Genomic DNA, 19697 nt, shown 5'->3' with positions numbered 1-19697 from the left:
TGGGAAGGGGGTCTAAGTTATTTATCCGTGAATGGATTGATGCTTTCCCAAGTCTTTCATTACCTCAGCTTCATAGGTAAGAAGATCGTTCCATTTTTGATCAACCTCTTTTCTATCACCGTATTGACGTGCAAAACCAAGAAACATTGTATAGTGATTTGCTTCACTAACCATTAGTTTTCTGTAAAATTCGGCCAGTTCTTTGTCTTCAAGCTCTTCACTTAATAATCTAAAACGTTCGCAGCTTCTAGCTTCAATAAGTGCAGCATACAATAGTCTATGAACGAGTTGTGTGGTGCGGCTCCCGCCTTTTGGGAAAAACTTTAGTATCTGAACAACATAATCATCTTTTCTATCTCTACCTAAAACCCAGCCTCTTTCTAAAATTTTATCGTGAACCATTTTAAAATGGCTGATTTCTTCCTTTACCAAAGCAATCATCTCTTTTGTAAGCTCTGTGTATTCAGGGAAACTCACAATTAAAGAAACAGCTGTAGATGCTGCCTTTTGTTCGCACCAAGCGTGATCTGAAAGAATGTCTTCTATGTTCTTTTCAACAATATTTACCCAGCGAGGGTCTGTGGGAAGTTTTAAGCCTAACATATTATCTTAATCGTTTCAAGTTTATGGTATTAAGATTTTAATTGTCCAAGTATAAAGAATGGTGTCAATTAAAATCTATCGCTAATGTATTAAATAGCTACCTAATTGTTTTTTGAATTTACTCTAGTTATATATCTAAATCAAACTCCTGTCTAAGTCTTTCTAAAGCAGGATTCATTTCCTTCATTTTCTCGAATTTCTCTCGTGTTGAGTAAACATAACGCTTTTCAGTGGTTTCGTTTACTGTAATATCTAAATCTACCTCATAATTTTGAAGTTTTTCACGCAAATACCCAAGTAAATCGTATTTAGCGCGTTCAACTTCAGTTTTTATGGTATGATTTGGAAATTCAAGATGAATTATCGCTCCCTCCAATTTTGGGGTACCCATTGTTAAGTGAGAAAGCAGGTTAAATTTCCCGTCTTTTTCCACTTTTTTGGTGTATTTATTCCAATACTTAAGCATCTCTTCTTCGGTAAAATTATTCACCGGGAGATCTTCCTCTTTAGGTTGATTGGCTTCTAATTCCTGTTTTAACTCTTGTTTCTTCTGAATGCTTTTTAACGATAATGCAGAAACTTTTCTTTCATTTCGTTTAGTTGCTATACTAGGCTGTGCTACTTCTTGAGTTGTGGCTGCCTCTCCTTTAGTTGTAGTTTCAGCCTTTACATTTACAGAAGAAATATTTGAAGTAGGTTCCTGAACGTTAGGTTGACTTTTTTCAGCTTGAGAAGATGCAACTTCCTGTTGAATTGTATTGACAGTTTCAATTTTCCTAAACGGCTTAGGGGTAATACTTCCAGCAGAAGTTATTCTCTTTGAAGTAAATTCTTCCGATTTAAAATAGGAGGGAGCTATTACGAAGCGTTGCCCGCTACTAGAGTTTTTTTTTTCGCCCTGAAAAGTCAAGGAAGCAAGTTGCATTAGGCAGAGTTCAACAAGGAGTCGCTGATTTTGACTGTTTTTATACTTTAAATCGCAGGTATTAGCGATTTCTATAGCATCCATCAAAAATTGAGCGCTTGTTTTCTTAGACTGCTCTAGGTACATTTCCTTTACTTGTTCTCCAACTTCAAGGAGTTGTATTGTTTCTTGATTTTTACAAACCATCAAGTCTCTAAAGTGAGATGCAAGCCCCATTACAAAATGGTGACCGTCAAACCCTTTTGCGAGAATATCATTATAAGTAACTAAAACTTGTGGAATGTTATTTTGCAATAGCAAATCGGTGATTTGAAAATACCACGTATAATCAAGAACATTTAAGTTTTCGGTTACAGCTTCACGCGTTAGGTTTTTTCCTGCAAAACTTACTACCCTATCAAAAATTGACAGTGCGTCACGTAGTGCACCATCTGCTTTTTGAGCAATAATGTGAAGGGCATCATCTTCTGCGTCTATTCCTTCAGCTTTGGCTACATCGGCTAAGTGACCTTTAATATCGTTCACCCCAATTCTTCTGAAATCGAAAATCTGACAACGAGAGAGAATGGTAGGAATTATCTTGTGTTTTTCGGTAGTAGCAAGTATAAATATAGCGTGCTTTGGCGGCTCTTCAAGAGTTTTTAAAAACGCGTTAAAAGCTGCTGAAGACAGCATATGAACCTCATCTATAATATAAACCTTGTATTTTCCAACTTGTGGTGGAATGCGTACTTGGTCTATTAGATTACGAATATCATCAACCGAGTTATTTGAAGCTGCATCCAATTCAAAAATATTGAAAGCGAAATCTTCATCTTCTTTTTCTGTGCCGTCTTGGTTAATCTTCTTGGCAAGAATACGCGCACAAGTAGTTTTACCAACACCTCTTGGTCCCGTAAAAAGTAATGCTTGTGCTAGGTGGTTGTTTTCTATGGCGTTATCCAAAGTATTGGTAATGGCCTGTTGCCCAACTACATCTTTAAAAGTTGCAGGGCGGTATTTTCGGGCTGATACAATGAAGTGTTCCATAGTTAGTATAGTCGTTTTCAAAATTCAGTATTAAATTTCTGAATTGTAAATTATGACTTGGTAGCAAATATAAAGATGTGTATCGGGTTTTAAAAAAATAGATGCTCGTATTTTCTCATATTTATTAACATTGGAGTACTTTTGCGCAGCAGGCCGCCTTATCGTCGTCCCGATTTTAATCGGGAGGGAGGAAAGTCCGGGCACCACAGGGAGGCATAGCGGCTAACAGCCGTCACTATTCTTGCGCGAGTAAGAATTTTAGGACAAGTGCAACAGAAAGTATGTACAGATAATGCTGTAGTGAAACCAGGTAAACTCTATGCGGTGAAATGTCACGTAAACCTGCGTTCCGTTTTCGGATAAGGGTACCCGCCCGATGCAGGAGGGTAGACAGATTGAGCGTTTCGGTAACGAAACGTCTAGATAAATGATAAGGTGCTATTTTGATTTAATCGAAGTAGTAACAGAACCCGGCTTATAGGCCTGCTTTTTTATTTTATACTTAGATTTTGCTTTTTAGCTTAAATCTTTTTTCAGAAGTTTTTTCAAATCATCAGTGTTTTCGTAAAGCACGAAGTCACCGTCTTTTAGATAAGAAATTTGGCCGTTTTCCTCCGAAACAACTAGGCAAACAGCGTCTGTTTTTTCGGTAATACCCACAGCTGCACGATGTCGCAATCCAAATCGCAAAGGTATAGTACGGTCGTTGGAAACTGGTAAAATTACACGTGTTGCCGTAATCCTGTTTTCTTCAATTATCATAGCGCCGTCGTGTAAGGGGCTATTTTTGTAAAAAATACTTTCTATAATAGGCTGATTAACTTCAACATTCATTTTGTCTCCGGTGTTTTTTACAAAATCTAAACTATTGTTACGCTGAATTACAATTAAAGCCCCCGTATTGGTGGTTGCCATTTTTTTACAAGCTTTTACAATAGCATCGATGTCTATAAAAGGACCAGAATCGGCAGAAGAAAAATTAAATCGTTGGAAAAACTTCCGGCGGGCTTTAAAATTTGTAGAGCCAAGCATTAAAAGGAACTTCCTAATTTCAGGTTGGAAAACAACTACCAAGGCGAACATCCCAACACCTAAAAATCCTCCTAATATTTGGCTGAGTAACTCCATTTCTAAAAGTTGAGTTACAACATAGATGGTATAAATTATAATTATACCCACCAAAATATTGATGGCAACAGTGCCTTTCACTAGGTTATAGATATAGTATAATAGCACTGCAACCAGTACTATATCTACAATGTCTAAAATTCGAATATCCAGAAAATCCAAAGGGCTGTATTTTTTGTAAAAGTACTTTAAAAATTGATTTTATGTTTCAGTCTTAAGTACATTTTGAAAGTTAGAAAATTTATAATACTTCATTACAGAAAACCTGGATAATTTTGTCTAATTATCAGTAATGTTCAACTCCATTAATTGCACACCAAAGCTTTACACATTCCACAGCTTCTTTCACATCGTGAACTCTTAAAATAGATGCTCCTTTCATAAGTGAAACGGTATTTACAAAAGTAGTCCCGTTCAAGGCATGTTCTGGAGTGGTGTCTAGCGTTTTGTAAATAAAAGATTTTCTAGAAACTCCCGATAAAAGTGGAATTTCGAGGTTTTGGAAAAGTTCAAGGTTGTTTAAAACTTCAAAATTTTGCTCTCGTGTTTTTGCAAAACCAAATCCAGGGTCGGAAATCACATCGTTTATGCCTTCTGCACGAGCTAAGGCAATTTTTGACGCAAGGTCTTTTATAACTTCAATAGTTACATTTTCATAATCGGTAAGTGAACTCATTGTTTTAGGAGTACCCCGCATATGCATTAAAATATAAGGCACTTTTAATTTTCCTACAATAGAGTACATTTCTGAATCTAAAGTTCCACCAGAAACGTCGTTTACTATTGCGGCTCCTGCTTCAACAGCTTTTTTTGCTACTTCACTTCGGAAAGTATCCACTGAAATTAATGCTTCAGGAAACTTCTTAAGAATAAGGTTTATTGCCTCGGTAACTCTTTTAATTTCTTCAGCTTCTGTAACTTCATTTGCACCAGGTCGGGTACTGTAACCGCCTATGTCTAAAAATGTTGCGTCATCCAAAAGCATTTTTTCGGCTTGACTTAGGATATCGTTTTCAGTAGTCGTTTTTCCACCGTCATAAAACGAATCGGTAGTAACGTTTATAATTCCCATGACTTTTGGGATGCTAAGGTCTATGAGTTTGCCGCGGCAATTAAGGGTCTGCAATTTTCTAAATTGATTTATTTACCCGAAATTTACGCAAAATCTTACAATTTACGAATGGCAAAGACATCAAAACAATACAGCGAACAAGTAGAAAAATGTAGGGAGCTGTTTATCAATAAAATGCACGACTACGGAAGTGCATGGCGAATTCTTCGACTTCCTTCACTTACCGATCAAATTTTTATTAAAGCACAACGCATTCGCGGATTACAAGAAAATAAAGAACAAAAAATTGCCGAAGGTCAAACGAGTGAGTTTATCGGAATTGTAAATTACTCGATTATGGCGCTTATCCAACTTGAAAAAGGTGTTGTAGATCAACCTGATTTATTAGTAGATGAGGCTGTAAAACTTTACGACAAACACATTGCCGAAACCAAACAACTGATGATGGACAAAAATCACGATTATGGCGAAGCTTGGCGTGATATGAGAGTGAGTTCGTTAACTGATTTGATTCTTCAAAAATTACTTCGCGTAAAACAAATTGAAAACAATAGCGGGAAAACTTTAGTATCGGAAGGGATTGATGCGAATTATCAGGATATGATAAATTATGCAATTTTTGCGCTAATTCATTTAAATGAAAATGAGAGTAGAGGGTAGAGAATAGAGAGAAGAGAGCAAAAATTTTAAAATAATTTAGTTTTGGAATTTGGTGCTTAAAATTTTGGATTTTATTTGTTTAAGATATAATGATATTAATTAAGAAAACAAATTTTATATATATATCTAAAGTTAATTTAATTAAAATAAAGTAAATGAAAATATTAGTTGGAATATCTAGAGTATTGGTTGGAGCCTTGTTTATTATAAGCGGCTTGGTGAAACTTAACGATCCTATTGGGTTTGCTTTTAAACTACAAGACTACTTTGCCCCAGACGTTTTAGACCTTGGGTTTTTGGTGCCTTATTCATTACTAATTGCAATTTTCGTTGTGATTTTTGAGGTGCTAGTAGGTGTAGCGCTTCTCTTAGGGTATTTAAAAAAGTTTACGCTATGGGCATTAATGCTAATGATAGTGTTTTTCACTTTTCTTACCTTTTATTCGGCTTATTTCAACAAAGTAACAGATTGTGGATGTTTTGGAGATGCAATTCCTTTAACTCCTTGGGAATCGTTTTACAAAGACATTATTCTTTTAGTTCTAATTATAATTCTTTTTATAGGGCGTAAATACATCAAACCATTTTTTGCTGAAGGCACGCGTAGCATCATCATTTTCGCAACTTTTGTAGGGTGTATGGCCATTACTTATCACGTATTACAACACCTTCCCATTATTGACTTCAGACCTTATAAAATTGGTGCAAATATTAAGGATGGAATGACTGTTCCAGAAGGTGCTCCAGGTCCTATTTATGAATATAAATGGACTTTTAATATTAATGGTGAAGAAAAAACTATCGTTACAAACGGGGAATACCCACAGGTTGATGGAGAATTAGTGAATACTGAAACTAAAATGATTCAGGAAGGTTATGTACCGCCAATTCACGACTTTACTATGGAAAGAAATGGCGAAGACTTTACCGATCAGTTCTTAAATGAAGAAAATCTTATTGTAATTGTAGCTTATAGCTTGACAAACACTGAAAAAGACGGTTATATTTCTGTAAAAGAAATTACAGATAGAGCTATTAAAAACGGTTATAATGTAATTGGACTATCTGCTTCTTCACAAGAAATGACTGAAAGCCTAACGGATACTTACAAACTAAACTTCAAGTTTTATTTCTGCGATGAAACTACTTTAAAGACTATTGTAAGAAGTAATCCAGGAATCTTAGAATTGGATAAGGGAACGATAAAGCAAAAACTTCATTGGAATGACGCTCATAAGCTAGAGTTACCTGTAGTTGAAAATTCAAAACCTAAATTGGATTTATCATTAAAACAGCGACTTGATAGCATAGGAAACTTAGATCAAAAATACAGACGCCTAATGCAAACTAGATCTTTGGAAGAAAGAAAGCAACTTGGTGAAAGTATGGGATTGACTGAAGCTGAATACAGCGGCGATCTTTCAGAAATGCAAAAGGTTTTGGATAGCGTTAATATGATTTTTGTAGAGAAATATTTTATTGAAAAAGGATATCCAGGAAAATCAGTAGTGGGAGAGGAGTCTAGTTTAGTAGCTTGGAATGTACTTCAGCATAATCCTGATAAAATTCCAAATTATTTGCCACTTGTAAAAAAAGCAGCTGATGCAGGTGAAATTCCAAAGACCGCTGCAGCTATGATGGAAGACAGGTATTTAATGCTAGAAGGGAAACCACAAGTTTACGGTACGCAGGGAATGAGCTATGACGATGCAAGAGGTTCTTTTATTTGGCCTATCGAAAAGCCTGAAACTGTTAATGAACGAAGAAAAGAAGCTGGTTTTACAGAGACGATAGAAGAGTATGCAAAAATTCTTTTTGGAGACGACTTTATCTACGAGGTTAAAACGATGGACCAAATAAATCAAGGTTAGTGGTAAAGTATATTCTTCAAAAGTTGGGTTATGCAGTATTGACACTTTTTGGGGTTGTTACTGTTATTTTCCTACTTTTCACAATACTTCCTGGTGATCCAGCAAGAATGATGTTGGGTCAAAATGAAACCGCCGAACAAGTTGCAATCGTTAAAAAGAAATACGGTTTCGATCAACCTGTTTCTGTTCAATATGTACGGTATTTAAACGATTTATCACCCGTTTCATTTCACAGTAATAATCCTGATGATTATACATTTCTAAAAAAAGGAAAGTACAATGCTACTCATTTGTTCAACGTAGGAAATACAAGTGTTGTAGTTAAAACGCCTTATTTACGCGAATCTTTTCAAAAAAATGGAAAAGAAGTAAGTCAGGTAATTGCTGAAACCCTCCCAAACACCTTTATACTTGCAGTTTCAGCCATTGTAATTGCAATTTTTATCGGAGTGCTTTTGGGAATTATTTCAGTGTTGTTCAAGGATGGATTTATCGATAAGATGATTCAATTGGTAAGCACTTTAGGAATGAGTGTCCCTTCGTTTTTTAGTGCGATTATATTCGCTTGGATTTTCGGATTTCTGCTACACGAATACACAAACTTAAATATGACAGGAAGCCTGTATGAAGTTGACGATTTTGGTAATGGTAAATACATTCAGTGGAAAAATTTGATTTTACCTGCCGTAGTATTAGGTATTCGTCCACTTGCAGTTGTTAGTCAGTTAATGCGAAATTCCTTGTTGGAAGTTTTAAATCAAGACTACATACGCACTGCAAAAGCTAAAGGACTTTCGTTTTATCAAATCATTAAACGCCACGCTTTAAAAAACTCACTAAACCCGGTAGTTACGGCTATTTCTGGTTGGTTTGCTTCTATGCTCGCAGGAGCTGTTTTCGTGGAATACATCTTTGGCTGGAACGGATTAGGAAAAGAAATTGTAAACGCTTTAAACACCTTAGATTTACCCGTAATAATGGGCGCAGTATTAGTAATTGCGACATTGTTTATAATAATCAATATTTTTGTAGATATAATTTACGGCTGGCTAGACCCGAAAATTAGTAGACAGTAGATAATTATGAATTATGAATGCAGAATTATGAATTTAGAAATTTGAATTAAACTTAAAAAATAGTTTTACCAAAAGAAAATACAAAATACCAAACATATACGATAATGAGAAAGAAAATAGTAGCTGGGAATTGGAAAATGAATAATGATTTAGCACAGACTGAAACATTTTTAGTAGATCTTAAAAAACAAGTTTTTCCAGAAGATGTAGTGGTAATGATAGCCCCTCCTTTTACCAATTTAAGTCACGCATTTACTTCTATGCGCGAACATCCTGTATCGATTGCTGCTCAAAATATGCATCAAAGTGAAGAAGGTGCTTTTACAGGTGAGGTGTCGGCAAAAATGCTTAAAAGCGTTGGAGTAAGCACTGTTATATTAGGTCATAGTGAGCGTCGTGCTTATTTTAATGAAGATAGCCAGTTGCTAGCAGAAAAAGTAAATACAGCTTTAAAAAATGAAATGACTGTAATTTTCTGTATAGGAGAGGAGCTTGAAGATAGAAAAAGCGGAAATCATTTTAATCTAGTAAAAAATCAACTTACAGAAGGACTCTTCCATGTTTCTAGTGGAGCTTGGGAGAATATTATTATAGCCTACGAACCAGTTTGGGCTATTGGTACAGGAGAAACTGCTAGTCCAGAGCAAGCACAAGAAATACATAAGTTTATTAGAGAAACTATAGCGGAAAAGTACTCAAAACATATCGCAGATAAAGTTTCAATTTTATATGGAGGTAGTGTAAAACCTAACAATGCTGTTGAAATTTTCTCTCAAGCCGATGTTGATGGCGGACTAATTGGAGGTGCAGCTTTAAAAGTAGATAGCTTTATGGATATTGTTAATGCATTTGAGGGATAACCGCCTTCGAATTTAGTTTAAAATTTATGCCTCAAGTTTTAAAACAGATGTTTTAGAATTTGAGGCTTTTATTTTGTTGCTTAGCTTAACCTTTTTCTTATTTTTGATAATAAACAGCTTTATACCTTGCCAAGTTCCAGTCCCTTAGTTTCTATTATTATTCCAACCTATAATCGCGCGCACCTTATTGGTGAAACGCTAGACTCGGTATTAGCACAAACCTACCAAAACTGGGAGTGTATTGTGGTGGATGATGGGAGTACGGATAATACAGATGAGGTGATGACAGTATATAAGGCCAAGGATACTCGTTTTCAATATCACCATAGACCAAAAGATAGATTGCCTGGAGGGAATGCGGCTCGGAATTATGGATTTGAGGTGAGTAAGGGGGAGTATATTCAGTGGTTTGATAGTGATGATTTGATGTTGCCTGAAAAACTGGAAATAAAAGTAAAAGTGATTTCTGAGTACAATGTAGATTTTGTTGTATGTGAAGGAGCTGAGATAATTGATGAGAAGAATCTAACATATGTGAAAAAGTGGAAACTTTATGAAACTGATGTTGCACTTTTGGAACATATAAAAGGAAATTTAGTCTTTGGAACTAATGGACCTTTATTCAATAAACAATACTTAGATAATAAGCCCTTATTTGACGTAGAGTTAAAAATAAGCCAAGAATGGGAATTTTTTTCTCGATTGTTAATTTCGAGTCCAAGGCTAGAGATAATTAATCAAGTACTTTACTTATATAGAAACGAAGCAGACGGTAAGAGAAGTAAAATAACAGAATTTAAACTTGTAAATAAAGTAATTGCAATTTCTAAAATTGTTGATTTATATGCTAAAAAACCAATTACAGATACTTTTAAAGATTTTGAAATTAGAAAATATTTATTCAATTATATAAATCTGTATATAAAACGATGTCTAAAACATAAATTCTACTCAGAGACCTTAAGACTTGTTAAATTAAGAATTAAGATTATAAATTATTCATTTTTAAAAGTAGGATTTTTTAAAGTTTTAAAAAAACCAAGTATTATAATTAAAACAATTAAATAGTTTTCACTTTTACTGTAGGTGTAACAATATCCATATAACTTTGATAAATAATTCGTTAATCAGCATTATAATTCCAACCTATAACCGAGCCAACCTTATCGGTGAGACTCTTGTTTCTATACAAAATCAAACTTATAAAAACTGGGAGTGTATTGTTGTGGATGATGGGAGTACAGATAATTCGGAAGAGGTAATAAAAGGATTTAGTAAAGCTGATAACCGCATACAATACTTTAAGAAGCCTTCGCATTTGCCTAAAGGCCCCTCGGCAGCAAGAAACTATGGCTTTGAGCAAAGTAGAGCGGAGTATATCAATTTTTTTGATAGTGATGATTTAATGCATCCTCAAAAGTTAGAAATAGATTTAAAAAATATTAATTCTGGGAGTTACGATTTCACAATTAGTCAATCACAGTTTTTTAATTTACAAGAAAAACCAACTAAAGAATTCTGGAATAACGAATTGTGGAGTGATGACCCAATTAATGATTTTATTATAAAAAAAATTGGGTGGGGTGTAAATTCTCCCCTTTGGAAAAAAGAATGTTTAATTCATTACAACCTACGATTTGATGAAGAATTAATAACGGGAGATGATTATGTTTTTCATATTAAAGCTTTAAATAAAGGCATGACTCCTTATGTTAATAAAGATGTTTTAGTGCAATTAAGAATTCACGATAAACGACTAAATGAATTAAAAAACAAGTCTCGTTATAAATTAAAAATTGCACACAGTCTTTTAACAGATAAATCTTTAGATTTAAATGAGAAGACTAATAAAAGTTTGGTTAAAATGGGAATGAGACAATTAAGTAATTCGTTTAAGAACAAGAGTTTAAAGAATGGTATAAATTATAGTTTTAAGTTTCTGTTTTTAAAAACATTTAAAGAATATAGAATAACTATACTAAAGTTATTGCTTTTTGGTATTCTGTATAGAGTTACTGGGGTGGGCTATAAATTATTGGAAGTTAATTTTAAATAATCATAAAATGAACAATGGGTTATTTTATTTAAAATAATATATAGAATGAAATTACATTATTTTAAACCACCTGATGGGACTTCAAATTTTGGGGATGAACTAAATGTCCATATTTGGAAACATTTTTTACCAAATTTTTTTGATGACAATGATAATCGAGTGTTTTTTGGAATCGGAACTATATTAAGGGCTGCCAAAAAATACTATCCTAATTCTGAAATTATTGTATTTGGGGCTGGTGCCCATGGAGTTGATCAAAAGCCAAATTTAAATTTCCAAACAATATTTGTAAGAGGTCCATTAAGTTCAGCACTTTTAAATAATGCCAAATTTATTACAGATCCCGCAATATTAACACCTAAAGTATTTCCTTTTAATAATCCAATTAAAAAACACTCTTATTCTTATATACCACACTTTAGTGTTGCTAACCATTCTTATAAAAGAGCTGTAGAGCGTTTAGGAATTAATTATATTGATCCTCGTAACTCTGTTGAATCGATTATTGAAGATATTAATGCTTCAGAAGTATTAATCTGTGAAGCTATGCATGGTGCAATTGTAGCAGATGCTTATAGAATACCCTGGATTCCAGTTTCTTCTTTTGAATCATTTAATAACTTTAAATGGAAGGATTGGAGTCAATCACTTTCACTATCAATCGAAATAAATAAATTACATAGATTATATAATCACAATAGTTTAAAGGAGTCGATAAAAAATAAGCTCTTTGTTTTTCAGCTTAAAAAAATATTGAAAACAAAGCCATATTTAAGTGATATAAAAGTAAGTGCAGTTGCCAAGGAAAAAATTTTAGAAGAAGTTTCGCTTTTTAAAGAAAAGTATAGCAATTAGTTTTAAAGGCTCTTCATAACCTATATATTTATTATCGAATTCAATTACTTTAATTCTTGTGAAAATAGCTTTAGTCATTACCGTTAAAAATGAAGTTCGCTTATTGCGAAATAATCTGCTTTATCATAAGACAATTGGGGTGGATAAAGCTTTTGTTTATTTCGACAACACTTCAGATAATGGAAAAGAAAGTATTGCCGATTTAAACTTTGTACAGATTTCAAATTCCGTTGCTGTAGATAAGTATGTTTCTTTGTCTTATTTAAAAAAGTTTACTTCACAAGCAGTAGAACACCATACAGCGAGACAATGTTTAAACACCTATGATGCTCAATTAAAATGTAAGGAAGAAGGTATCGATTGGCTTATATCTATAGATGCAGATGAATTAATTTGTACAGACTTTCAAAACCAATCAGATTTAAAATCATTTTTTAATACCATCCCTAATGATACCGAATTGGTTGATTTTAGAACATTGGAAGTTCTTCAGCAAAAGGAAAGATATAATAATGTTTTTGCGGAAGAATCTAATTTTAAAGTAAATAAACAAGTATTCTACCTATCAATAAGAAATCCATTTACTAAATTAAATCAGAAGTTTCCTTGGTGGTATGGACATACCATGGGGAAATCTGCTATTCGTGTTGCTGCAAATCTAATTCCACATAATGTACATCGATATAAACATATAGATGGTACATCCCCAAAAAGGGTTGTAAAGGGTAATGTCTTGCATTATCATGCTTATGATGCGGAAGATTTTATAAAAAAGTTCACTAATTTTAGTGACCATCCTGATGTGTTTTTATCAGGCAATAAAGTTGAAGATTTAAAACTATTATTACGGGATGTTGTTAACAACTCGGGAATGAGCCGTAAGGAGCTAAAACATTATTTTAAAGAGAATTTAATGTTTACGGAAAAGCAAGTCAGGAAGTTTAAAAAAGGGAGGAAGTATTTTTTTATTAAAATAAATCCAAAGCCTATACAACTTGTGGAATCTGTTGTATCGACGTTTAAACAATTAAACAATTCGTTGTGACGCAGCCTTTAAACATAATTATCTTCGATGGCAGTTTTAAAACAAGGTCGTTTATCAATCGTTTAGCGCAAGGATTGACGGAGAGACATCAAGTTTATATTTTAGGTTTTAATGAAACCCTTCCCAATAGGCTAGAAAAAGTAAACTATATACCACTTGGAAGTAATCAAAGCAAAATTCGATTTGTAAAAACAACATTACAATATGCTTTACAATCGGGCTCTATAAAGTTTGTTTATAAAACTTTAAAAAAAATAGCTTTAGGACGTCGTAATGAACTACACAAACAGAATCTAAGATTTGTACTTCAAAAAATAGCGCCCGATGTTATTCATTTGCAGTGGCTTTCGGTAATACCTTGGTTTGAAGAAGTGCTATCTGCTCAAACTACACCAGTAGTATTAAGTCAGTTGGGGTTTCATGTTAATGTTCGTCCTTTTGTTAACGATAACAATTTTAGCTATTTACAGCATTGGTACCCTAAAATGGCAGGTTTTCATTCTGTTTCGAAAGCTATTTCACGTAATGGAGATAAGATTTGGAATGACAGCTCAAAGATTGATAAAGTAGTTTATACAGGGTTACCGCTAGAAATCACCCCGTTTGCTGAAAAATATACGGTTTTAAATTCGTTACAATTGCTATCCGTGGGGAGGCCACATTGGATTAAAGGTTACGATTATGCGCTACACACTTGTAAGCTATTAAAAGATAAAAATGTTCCTTTTCATTATACTATAATTGGAGGTGCGGGAAATGAAGAGTTACAGTTCCTTATTGCTGATTTAGGATTAAAAGGTGATGTGAGCTTGACAGAAGCTATATCTCAAAGTCAAGTTTTCGATTTAATGCGTTCATCTTCTTTATTATTAATGCCTAGCTTAGAAGAAGGTATCCCAAATGTAGTAGTAGAAGCTATGGCAATTGGCTTGCCGGTAGTAAGCACCGATTGCGGTGGCATTCCTGAGTTGATAGCGAATGGAGTAAATGGGTGGCTAGTCCCAACTCGAAATCCTGAAGCTATGGCGGTAGCGGTAATGAACTTTAGAGAGTTGTCCTTGGAGAAAATTGAGGCGGTGAGATTTGCTGCTCGGAAGAAGGTGGAGAGGCAGCATAATGAAGAGAGGATGATTGAGGGGATGGAAAGGCTTTATAATGAAGTACTGCATAGGTTTCACGCAGAGGGCGCTGAGAGTAGCGCGGTGTACGCAGAGAGGAATAATTGATATGGAAATTAATGTTATTATGGGGGGAATAGTGGATACTGCGTTGGTTTCACTCGGAGGGCGCGGAGAGGAAATAATTGTATATTAGTCTTTTCAATTTGAATAAATATGGAAATTAATGCCATTACAGGAAAGATAATCGATACGGCTTTCAAACTACATTCTGCGCTGGGCCCGGGATTATTAGAAAACGTATATGAAAAATGTCTCGAAATGGATCTTAGAGAAGCTGGACTCGAGGTAGAATCACAAGTTGGAGTGCCTTTAAAATATAAAAATTTTGCGTTTGATACAGGCTATCGATTGGATTTGTTGGTTGAAAAAACTGTCATTATCGAAGTTAAATCGGTAGAGATTTTAGCTCCTGTTCATTATTCTCAACTGATTACTTATTTGAAACTATATAATAAACCAGTAGGTTTGCTGATTAACTTTAATTCCAAATATTTGAAGGATGGTCTTCATCGATTGGTTAATAACTTTAAGGAATGATTCGAAAACTCTCTGCGTTCTCTGCGTTTCCTCCGCGTTCTCTGCGTGAAACCTAAAAGCCAAAATCTCAATGAAAACTATCAAAACCTCAATACTTCCTACCCATCCTCAATACGTAAAAATCCGTGCGCCTCACGAGTTAGATAAAAAAGCCATTTGCATATTTGCAGCCACTAGTTACTTCCTCGGCACAGACACCTATTGGAAAGATGAAAAAGTACTCCCCCCTGGAACAATCAACACCATTGACGATGAAGGATATTGGGTAGATAGCAAGCCTTGGTTTGAATGGTATTACAAGCCGCGGGATATTTCATTTGACCAAGCAGTCTCAGAATTCACAGACCTATTCCATACCATCTGCAAAGAACAAGCAGGGGATAGAACTGTATTGCTTCCACTTTCTGGAGGATTGGATAGCAGGACGCAAGCAGTTGCTTACTCCAAACTAAACAACCCCGTAATTTCCTATAGTTATTCGTTTCACAACGGTTATAAAGAAGGCGCGATTTCAAGGCAAATTGCTAAAGAATTAGGATATGAGTACCGAGATTTGACCATTCCTAATGGTTATCTGTGGGATAAGGTTGATGAATTAGCGAAGCTTTTAAAGTACGGCACTGAATTTACCCATCCACGACAAATGGCGGTTATTGATGAGTTTAGAAAAATGGATGGTGTATTCACTTTAGGCCATTGGGGTGATGTGCTTTTTGATGCCGTAGCACCCAAAGATCTAAGGGAAGAAGATGCAGAGGAATGGATGTTAAAGAAGATTATAGTAAAAGGCGGACAAGAGTTAGCCGAAGCCTTATGGCTGGAATGGGAGTTAGAAGGCGAGTTTATGGAATATCTTAGGCAACGCACCAAGGAAATATGGAACGGACTTAAAATAGACGATGTAGGTGCTAAAGCTCGTGCGTATTATAGCAGTACTCGCGCAGTGCGATGGACTAATCTGGGCTTTGCCATTTTTGAAGCCACAAATCCTTTTGAAGCTCCTTATTATGACAATAGGATGGCGGAATTTATCTGTACTATTCCAGAGGAGTACTTAGCCGGTAGAAAAATACAAATAGCCTATTTAAAAAAACAAAGCCCAGAAGTAGCAAGGATTACTTGGCAAGCTCAAAGACCGTATAACCTCTATGATTATCATAAAAACAAGGTTCCACATAACTTACCGTATCGCATTGTAGATAAAGCCAAACGGGTTATTAATGCAAAGTTGGGAAAACCTTATATTCAACGTAATTGGGAGCTACAATTTTTGGGAATGGAAAATGATGAAAAGCTTCAAGAACGTATCTTTGGTGAAAACCTGCATCCCTTCCTCCCAAAAGAATTGATAACGCGATTTTATAATAAGTTTAGCACAGATGATCGGGTAAAATATTCGCATCCAGTGAGTATGTTGCTTACATTGGCGGTTTGGTGGAAGAATGAAGTAGGAAGTTAGAAGTAGGAAGTTAGAAGTAGGAAGTTAGAAGTAGGAAGTTGGAAGTACGAAGTGGGCTGAGACGCACGGAGTACGCTGAGAGTATTTAAAACTCTGCGGCCTCTGCGTTGTCCTCTGCGGTCTCTGCGAGAAACACACATACACAATAGAAAATTACAGATAGCTAATAAACAAAATGTCAAAAATCAAGATTCTATATACGATTCCAAATTTTAAAACGGCTGGAAGTCAGTATGTCTTGTTGTCTTTGTTTAGAAATATTGATAGAGATATTTTTGATCCTTATATATGCATTGAAAAATTTCCAGAAGCAATTCCGAATGATATTTTGAATGACGAATGGATACAATTTACTTGGACAGGAAAAAAATCATCTGATATATTAAAATTCCGGAAAATCTTAAAAGATTATAAAATTGATGTACTACACTCTTGGGACTATAAATCTAATTATATAGAAGCTCTTGCATGTAGATTAGCAGGAGTTAAATATCTATATACTAAAAAGAATAATGCTTGGTCTAAGCGTTGGATGTTGAAAAGTTTGTTGTCTAGCCATATAGCGTATGATAACCCCGAAATGAAAACTCGATTTTTTAAATCAATGCTTTTAAGGCATAAAATTTCCTTCATTCCACATGGGGTTGATACAAAAGTGTTTAAGCCTTTAGAACCAATTGAACGTACTACATTTAAGGTTGTTTGTGTAGGGAATATTGGAGATAATAAGAATCAGCTATTTATAATAAAAGCACTGAAAAATTTACCACATAATATAGTATTGCATTTATATGGTAAGGAAGATAAAGAATACAGAAAAAAACTAGATGACTTTATAGAATTGAACAATATAAAGGAGCGGGTTCATTTTCATGGATTTTTAGAAAATGTGACAATACCTCAAGTTTATAGAGAGATGGATTTGTTTGTGTTGGCTTCCTATCAAGAAGGGTTACCTGTGTCTATATTAGAAGCATTAGCTTGTGGATTGCCAGTGTTATCTTCAGACTCTGGAGGTGGTGCAAGATACATTCTATCAAAAGGTGGTGGGTATATATTTGATTTAGATAATCCTAATAGCTTGGTAGATAATCTTAAGAGGATGGCTACAAATAAAGAAGAAATGAAAAGACTTTCTATAGAAGGAATAAAAAATATAAAAGCAAATTTTTCAGTACAGAATGAAATATCATCTTATGAAAAAGTATATTTAAAAAATACAAAGTAATAGTGAGTAGGTTCAATAAACATATTATTATTGTTGGTTCAGCTAGAAGTGGGACTAGTTGGTTAAGTGAAGTAATCGCTAGGCAGTTCCGTTATAGAATGCTTTTTGAACCAGAGCATGAATTTAATACTAAGAAAGGAAAGTTAATTTGCGATAAATGGCTTCGGACTGAAGCAAGTTCTGTTGACGCTAATCGTTATTTAAAAAAAGTATTAAACAACCAAGTAGATAGTGATTGGATAGGGCAGATAAGTAATAGGAAATACAAAATGCACTTGTGGCCTTTTATTCCTAAGAAGTACATTATCAAATTTGTAAGAGCTAATCTTTCGGCTAAATACTTAAATGAAAATTTTAAGGTGCCCCTTATACATATCATTAGAAATCCCTACGATGTTCTCGCTTCACAACAACGGGTTAAGTTTCCATGGCTATATAATTTAGAGCACTTCAAGCAACAAAAAGATTTAGTTCAAGTGGTAAAAGAAAATTTTAAATTCGACCTTATTGAAGACACTAAAGCTTTTACTCCTTTGCAAATACTTACGGTGCGGTGGTGTTTGGAGAATGTATTGCCCTTACAAATATTGGAGCCATATCAATATAAACATCGGATTGTAAAACATGAGGATTTACGTAATGACTTAGATCTGTTTCTTGAGATATGTGATGAATTTAATATAGAACCTTTACCTAATATAGAAAAAGAGTATCAGCGTCCTTCATCTAAAACACATCCCAAAAGCGAAATTATAAATGAAGGGAAAGACTCCTCAAAATTTACGGTAGAAGAACTAGATGAAATAAATAATTTGCTAAACATTTTTAACTGTAATTTATACCCACGAATTCAAGCTTAGTCATGCGAATTGGAATTGTACTTTCTCAACCCCCTGGTTACTCAGAAACTTTCTTTCAATCCAAAATTCGAGGGCTTCAGGAGAATGGAGTAGAGGTGTGCTTATTTTGTCAGGTTATAAACGATGAATTTACAATTTGTCCCGTTATAGTTAGCCCGAGAGTAAGTAAGAACCCATTCCTGCAACTATGGTTCTTTATAAAAGAGTTGGTATTGCTTTTGCCATACGTATCCACGGTAATACGATTTGTGAAATTGGAGCGCTCTGAGGGTACAGCATGGTTGCAAATTTTTAAAAAGGTGTATCTCAATGCTCACTTACTTAAAGCAAAATTAGATTGGTTACACTTTGGGTTTGCTACAATGGCCTTAGGGAGTGAAACAGTGGCTAAGGCAATAGGTGCTAAAATGGCGGTAAGCTTTAGAGGATTTGATATTGCTGTATATCCCGTTAAAAATCCTAATTGCTATAGGCTTCTATGGAAACATGTAGATAAGGTACACTCTATTTCCGATGATCTTCTAAATCTTGCTTTAAAATACGGGCTCTCTAAAAATGTACCCGTAGAAAAAATCACACCTGCTATCGATGTTAATGTGTTTAAAACCTCTAAAGAGGATGAGCATAAACTCGATGTTCCAGTTTTTATGACAACGGGGCGTCTTCACTGGAAAAAAGGATTGGTGGCTACTTTAGAAGCTTTAGCTATACTTAAAGAAGAAGGAGTTGACTTTACTTACAAGATAATTGGTGAAGGAAAAGAATATGAACGCATAGCTTTTGCAGCCTATCAGCTTGGGCTTAAAGATAGCGTTCAGTTTTTAGGGAAGTTGCCGCAGGCTGAGGTGAAGAGGGAATTGGAAGAAGCTAGTATTTATATTCAATACAGTATTCAAGAAGGGTTTTGCAATGCTGTGTTAGAAGCCCAGGCAATGGGGAAATTATGTATTGTTAGTAATGCAGAGGGGTTGACGGAAAATGTATTGCATGGTAAAACGGGGTGGGTAGTGCCTAAATATTCGCCTTATCTTTTGGCAGAACAAATTAAGAAAGTACTTTTAATGGCAGATCATGAAAAATCAAAAATAACTCAAAATGCTGTGAATCGAGTGAGAGAAGAGTTTCATGTACAGAAACAGCAAAGGGAGTTTTTGGAGTTTTATGGGGTAACCACAAAAAGCGAAGATTTGCCACAGAGCGCACAAGGAACTTCTCTGTAGATTTAGTGCTTACTTGGAGTCCATTGTGATTA

Annotated in this window: 18 protein-coding genes and 1 other RNA gene; 15 read left to right on the top strand and 4 right to left on the bottom strand. The window is 34.7% G+C overall.

What is annotated here, in order from left to right:
* Window positions 1–21 precede the first annotated feature (21 nt).
* Together miaE and FHP04_RS04630 are read right to left on the bottom strand one after the other, a co-directional pair.
* Window positions 22–603, bottom strand: a complete 582-nt coding sequence (gene miaE / locus FHP04_RS04635) for a tRNA-(ms[2]io[6]A)-hydroxylase (RefSeq protein ID WP_139854815.1) — start codon at window positions 601–603, stop codon at window positions 22–24.
* Window positions 604–730: 127 nt separating this feature from the next.
* On the bottom strand, window positions 731–2557 hold the full coding sequence (locus tag FHP04_RS04630) for a DNA polymerase III subunit gamma/tau (protein WP_139854814.1): 1827 nt from the start codon (window positions 2555–2557) through the stop codon (window positions 731–733).
* A gap of 145 nt (window positions 2558–2702) precedes the next feature.
* On the opposite strand from FHP04_RS04630, the gene rnpB reads away from it, so the two are divergent.
* Window positions 2703–3051, top strand: an RNA gene (rnpB, locus tag FHP04_RS04625) — RNase P RNA component class A.
* Between the two features lie 22 nt (window positions 3052–3073).
* On the opposite strand, the gene cdaA is transcribed toward rnpB, so the two are convergent.
* Together cdaA and folP are read right to left on the bottom strand one after the other, a co-directional pair.
* On the bottom strand, window positions 3074–3847 hold the full coding sequence (cdaA, locus tag FHP04_RS04620) for a diadenylate cyclase CdaA (protein WP_139854813.1): 774 nt from the start codon (window positions 3845–3847) through the stop codon (window positions 3074–3076).
* A gap of 124 nt (window positions 3848–3971) precedes the next feature.
* Window positions 3972–4757: a dihydropteroate synthase gene (folP, locus tag FHP04_RS04615; RefSeq protein ID WP_139854812.1), complete on the bottom strand. Its 786-nt coding sequence runs from the start codon at window positions 4755–4757 to the stop codon at window positions 3972–3974.
* Between the two features lie 108 nt (window positions 4758–4865).
* Here folP and FHP04_RS04610 point away from each other — a divergent pair, with 108 nt between their 5' ends.
* From FHP04_RS04610 to FHP04_RS04545, 14 genes are all read left to right on the top strand, one after another.
* Window positions 4866–5417 carry a DUF1599 domain-containing protein gene (locus tag FHP04_RS04610; protein ID WP_139854811.1) on the top strand — a complete coding sequence of 184 codons (552 nt, stop codon included), beginning with the start codon at window positions 4866–4868 and terminating at the stop codon, window positions 5415–5417.
* Between the two features lie 155 nt (window positions 5418–5572).
* A complete protein-coding gene (locus FHP04_RS04605) occupies window positions 5573–7288 on the top strand; it encodes a BT_3928 family protein (protein WP_139854810.1) in 1716 nt (571 codons plus the stop codon).
* A complete protein-coding gene (locus tag FHP04_RS04600; RefSeq protein ID WP_139854809.1) occupies window positions 7288–8364 on the top strand; it encodes an ABC transporter permease in 1077 nt (358 codons plus the stop codon). Before FHP04_RS04605 ends, FHP04_RS04600 begins: the two co-directional genes overlap by 1 nt.
* Before the next feature lie 104 nt (window positions 8365–8468).
* Window positions 8469–9224 (top strand): triose-phosphate isomerase, encoded by a 756-nt coding sequence (gene tpiA, locus FHP04_RS04595; protein WP_139854808.1) that lies wholly within the window; start codon window positions 8469–8471, stop codon window positions 9222–9224.
* Between the two features lie 126 nt (window positions 9225–9350).
* Window positions 9351–10292: a glycosyltransferase family 2 protein gene (locus tag FHP04_RS04590; protein ID WP_158319118.1), complete on the top strand. Its 942-nt coding sequence runs from the start codon at window positions 9351–9353 to the stop codon at window positions 10290–10292.
* Between the two features lie 40 nt (window positions 10293–10332).
* Complete coding sequence (locus FHP04_RS04585; RefSeq protein ID WP_158319117.1) at window positions 10333–11280, top strand: glycosyltransferase family 2 protein; 948 nt, start codon at window positions 10333–10335, stop codon at window positions 11278–11280.
* 45 nt (window positions 11281–11325) lie between these two features.
* Window positions 11326–12135, top strand: a complete 810-nt coding sequence (locus tag FHP04_RS04580; protein ID WP_139854805.1) for a polysaccharide pyruvyl transferase family protein — start codon at window positions 11326–11328, stop codon at window positions 12133–12135.
* A gap of 58 nt (window positions 12136–12193) precedes the next feature.
* Window positions 12194–13180, top strand: a complete 987-nt coding sequence (locus FHP04_RS04575; RefSeq protein WP_158319116.1) for a glycosyltransferase family 2 protein — start codon at window positions 12194–12196, stop codon at window positions 13178–13180.
* A complete protein-coding gene (locus tag FHP04_RS04570) occupies window positions 13177–14406 on the top strand; it encodes a glycosyltransferase family 4 protein (RefSeq protein ID WP_139854803.1) in 1230 nt (409 codons plus the stop codon). The genes FHP04_RS04575 and FHP04_RS04570 overlap by 4 nt, the downstream gene beginning before the upstream one ends.
* A gap of 108 nt (window positions 14407–14514) precedes the next feature.
* Window positions 14515–14898 (top strand): GxxExxY protein, encoded by a 384-nt coding sequence (locus tag FHP04_RS04565; RefSeq protein ID WP_139854802.1) that lies wholly within the window; start codon window positions 14515–14517, stop codon window positions 14896–14898.
* 70 nt (window positions 14899–14968) lie between these two features.
* Window positions 14969–16357: an asparagine synthase-related protein gene (locus FHP04_RS04560; RefSeq protein WP_139854801.1), complete on the top strand. Its 1389-nt coding sequence runs from the start codon at window positions 14969–14971 to the stop codon at window positions 16355–16357.
* 175 nt (window positions 16358–16532) lie between these two features.
* Window positions 16533–17585, top strand: coding sequence for a glycosyltransferase family 4 protein (locus FHP04_RS04555; RefSeq protein WP_139854800.1), 1053 nt, complete (start codon window positions 16533–16535; stop codon window positions 17583–17585).
* A 2-nt stretch (window positions 17586–17587) separates the two neighbouring features.
* Window positions 17588–18445, top strand: coding sequence for a sulfotransferase domain-containing protein (locus tag FHP04_RS04550; protein ID WP_158319115.1), 858 nt, complete (start codon window positions 17588–17590; stop codon window positions 18443–18445).
* A gap of 2 nt (window positions 18446–18447) precedes the next feature.
* Window positions 18448–19665 carry a glycosyltransferase family 4 protein gene (locus tag FHP04_RS04545; RefSeq protein WP_139854798.1) on the top strand — a complete coding sequence of 406 codons (1218 nt, stop codon included), beginning with the start codon at window positions 18448–18450 and terminating at the stop codon, window positions 19663–19665.
* Window positions 19666–19697 lie beyond the last annotated feature (32 nt).

Source organism: Aequorivita sinensis, from assembly GCF_006346335.1.
Lineage (GTDB): Bacteria > Bacteroidota > Bacteroidia > Flavobacteriales > Flavobacteriaceae > Aequorivita > Aequorivita sinensis.
This window is presented reverse-complemented; position numbering and strand designations above follow the sequence as displayed.

Excerpts from the sequence above, each read along its gene's own strand:
- miaE (WP_139854815.1), bottom strand. The coding sequence starts at position 603 with ATGTTAGGCTTAAAACTTCCCACAGACCCTCGCTGGGTAAATATTGTT.
- FHP04_RS04630 (WP_139854814.1), bottom strand. The coding sequence starts at position 2,557 with ATGGAACACTTCATTGTATCAGCCCGAAAATACCGCCCTGCAACTTTT.
- folP (WP_139854812.1), bottom strand. The coding sequence starts at position 4,757 with ATGGGAATTATAAACGTTACTACCGATTCGTTTTATGACGGTGGAAAA.
- FHP04_RS04610 (WP_139854811.1), top strand. The coding sequence starts at position 4,866 with ATGGCAAAGACATCAAAACAATACAGCGAACAAGTAGAAAAATGTAGG.
- FHP04_RS04605 (WP_139854810.1), top strand. The coding sequence starts at position 5,573 with ATGAAAATATTAGTTGGAATATCTAGAGTATTGGTTGGAGCCTTGTTT.
- tpiA (WP_139854808.1), top strand. The coding sequence starts at position 8,469 with ATGAGAAAGAAAATAGTAGCTGGGAATTGGAAAATGAATAATGATTTA.
- FHP04_RS04580 (WP_139854805.1), top strand. The coding sequence starts at position 11,326 with ATGAAATTACATTATTTTAAACCACCTGATGGGACTTCAAATTTTGGG.
- FHP04_RS04565 (WP_139854802.1), top strand. The coding sequence starts at position 14,515 with ATGGAAATTAATGCCATTACAGGAAAGATAATCGATACGGCTTTCAAA.
- FHP04_RS04560 (WP_139854801.1), top strand. The coding sequence starts at position 14,969 with ATGAAAACTATCAAAACCTCAATACTTCCTACCCATCCTCAATACGTA.
- FHP04_RS04555 (WP_139854800.1), top strand. The coding sequence starts at position 16,533 with ATGTCAAAAATCAAGATTCTATATACGATTCCAAATTTTAAAACGGCT.
- FHP04_RS04545 (WP_139854798.1), top strand. The coding sequence starts at position 18,448 with ATGCGAATTGGAATTGTACTTTCTCAACCCCCTGGTTACTCAGAAACT.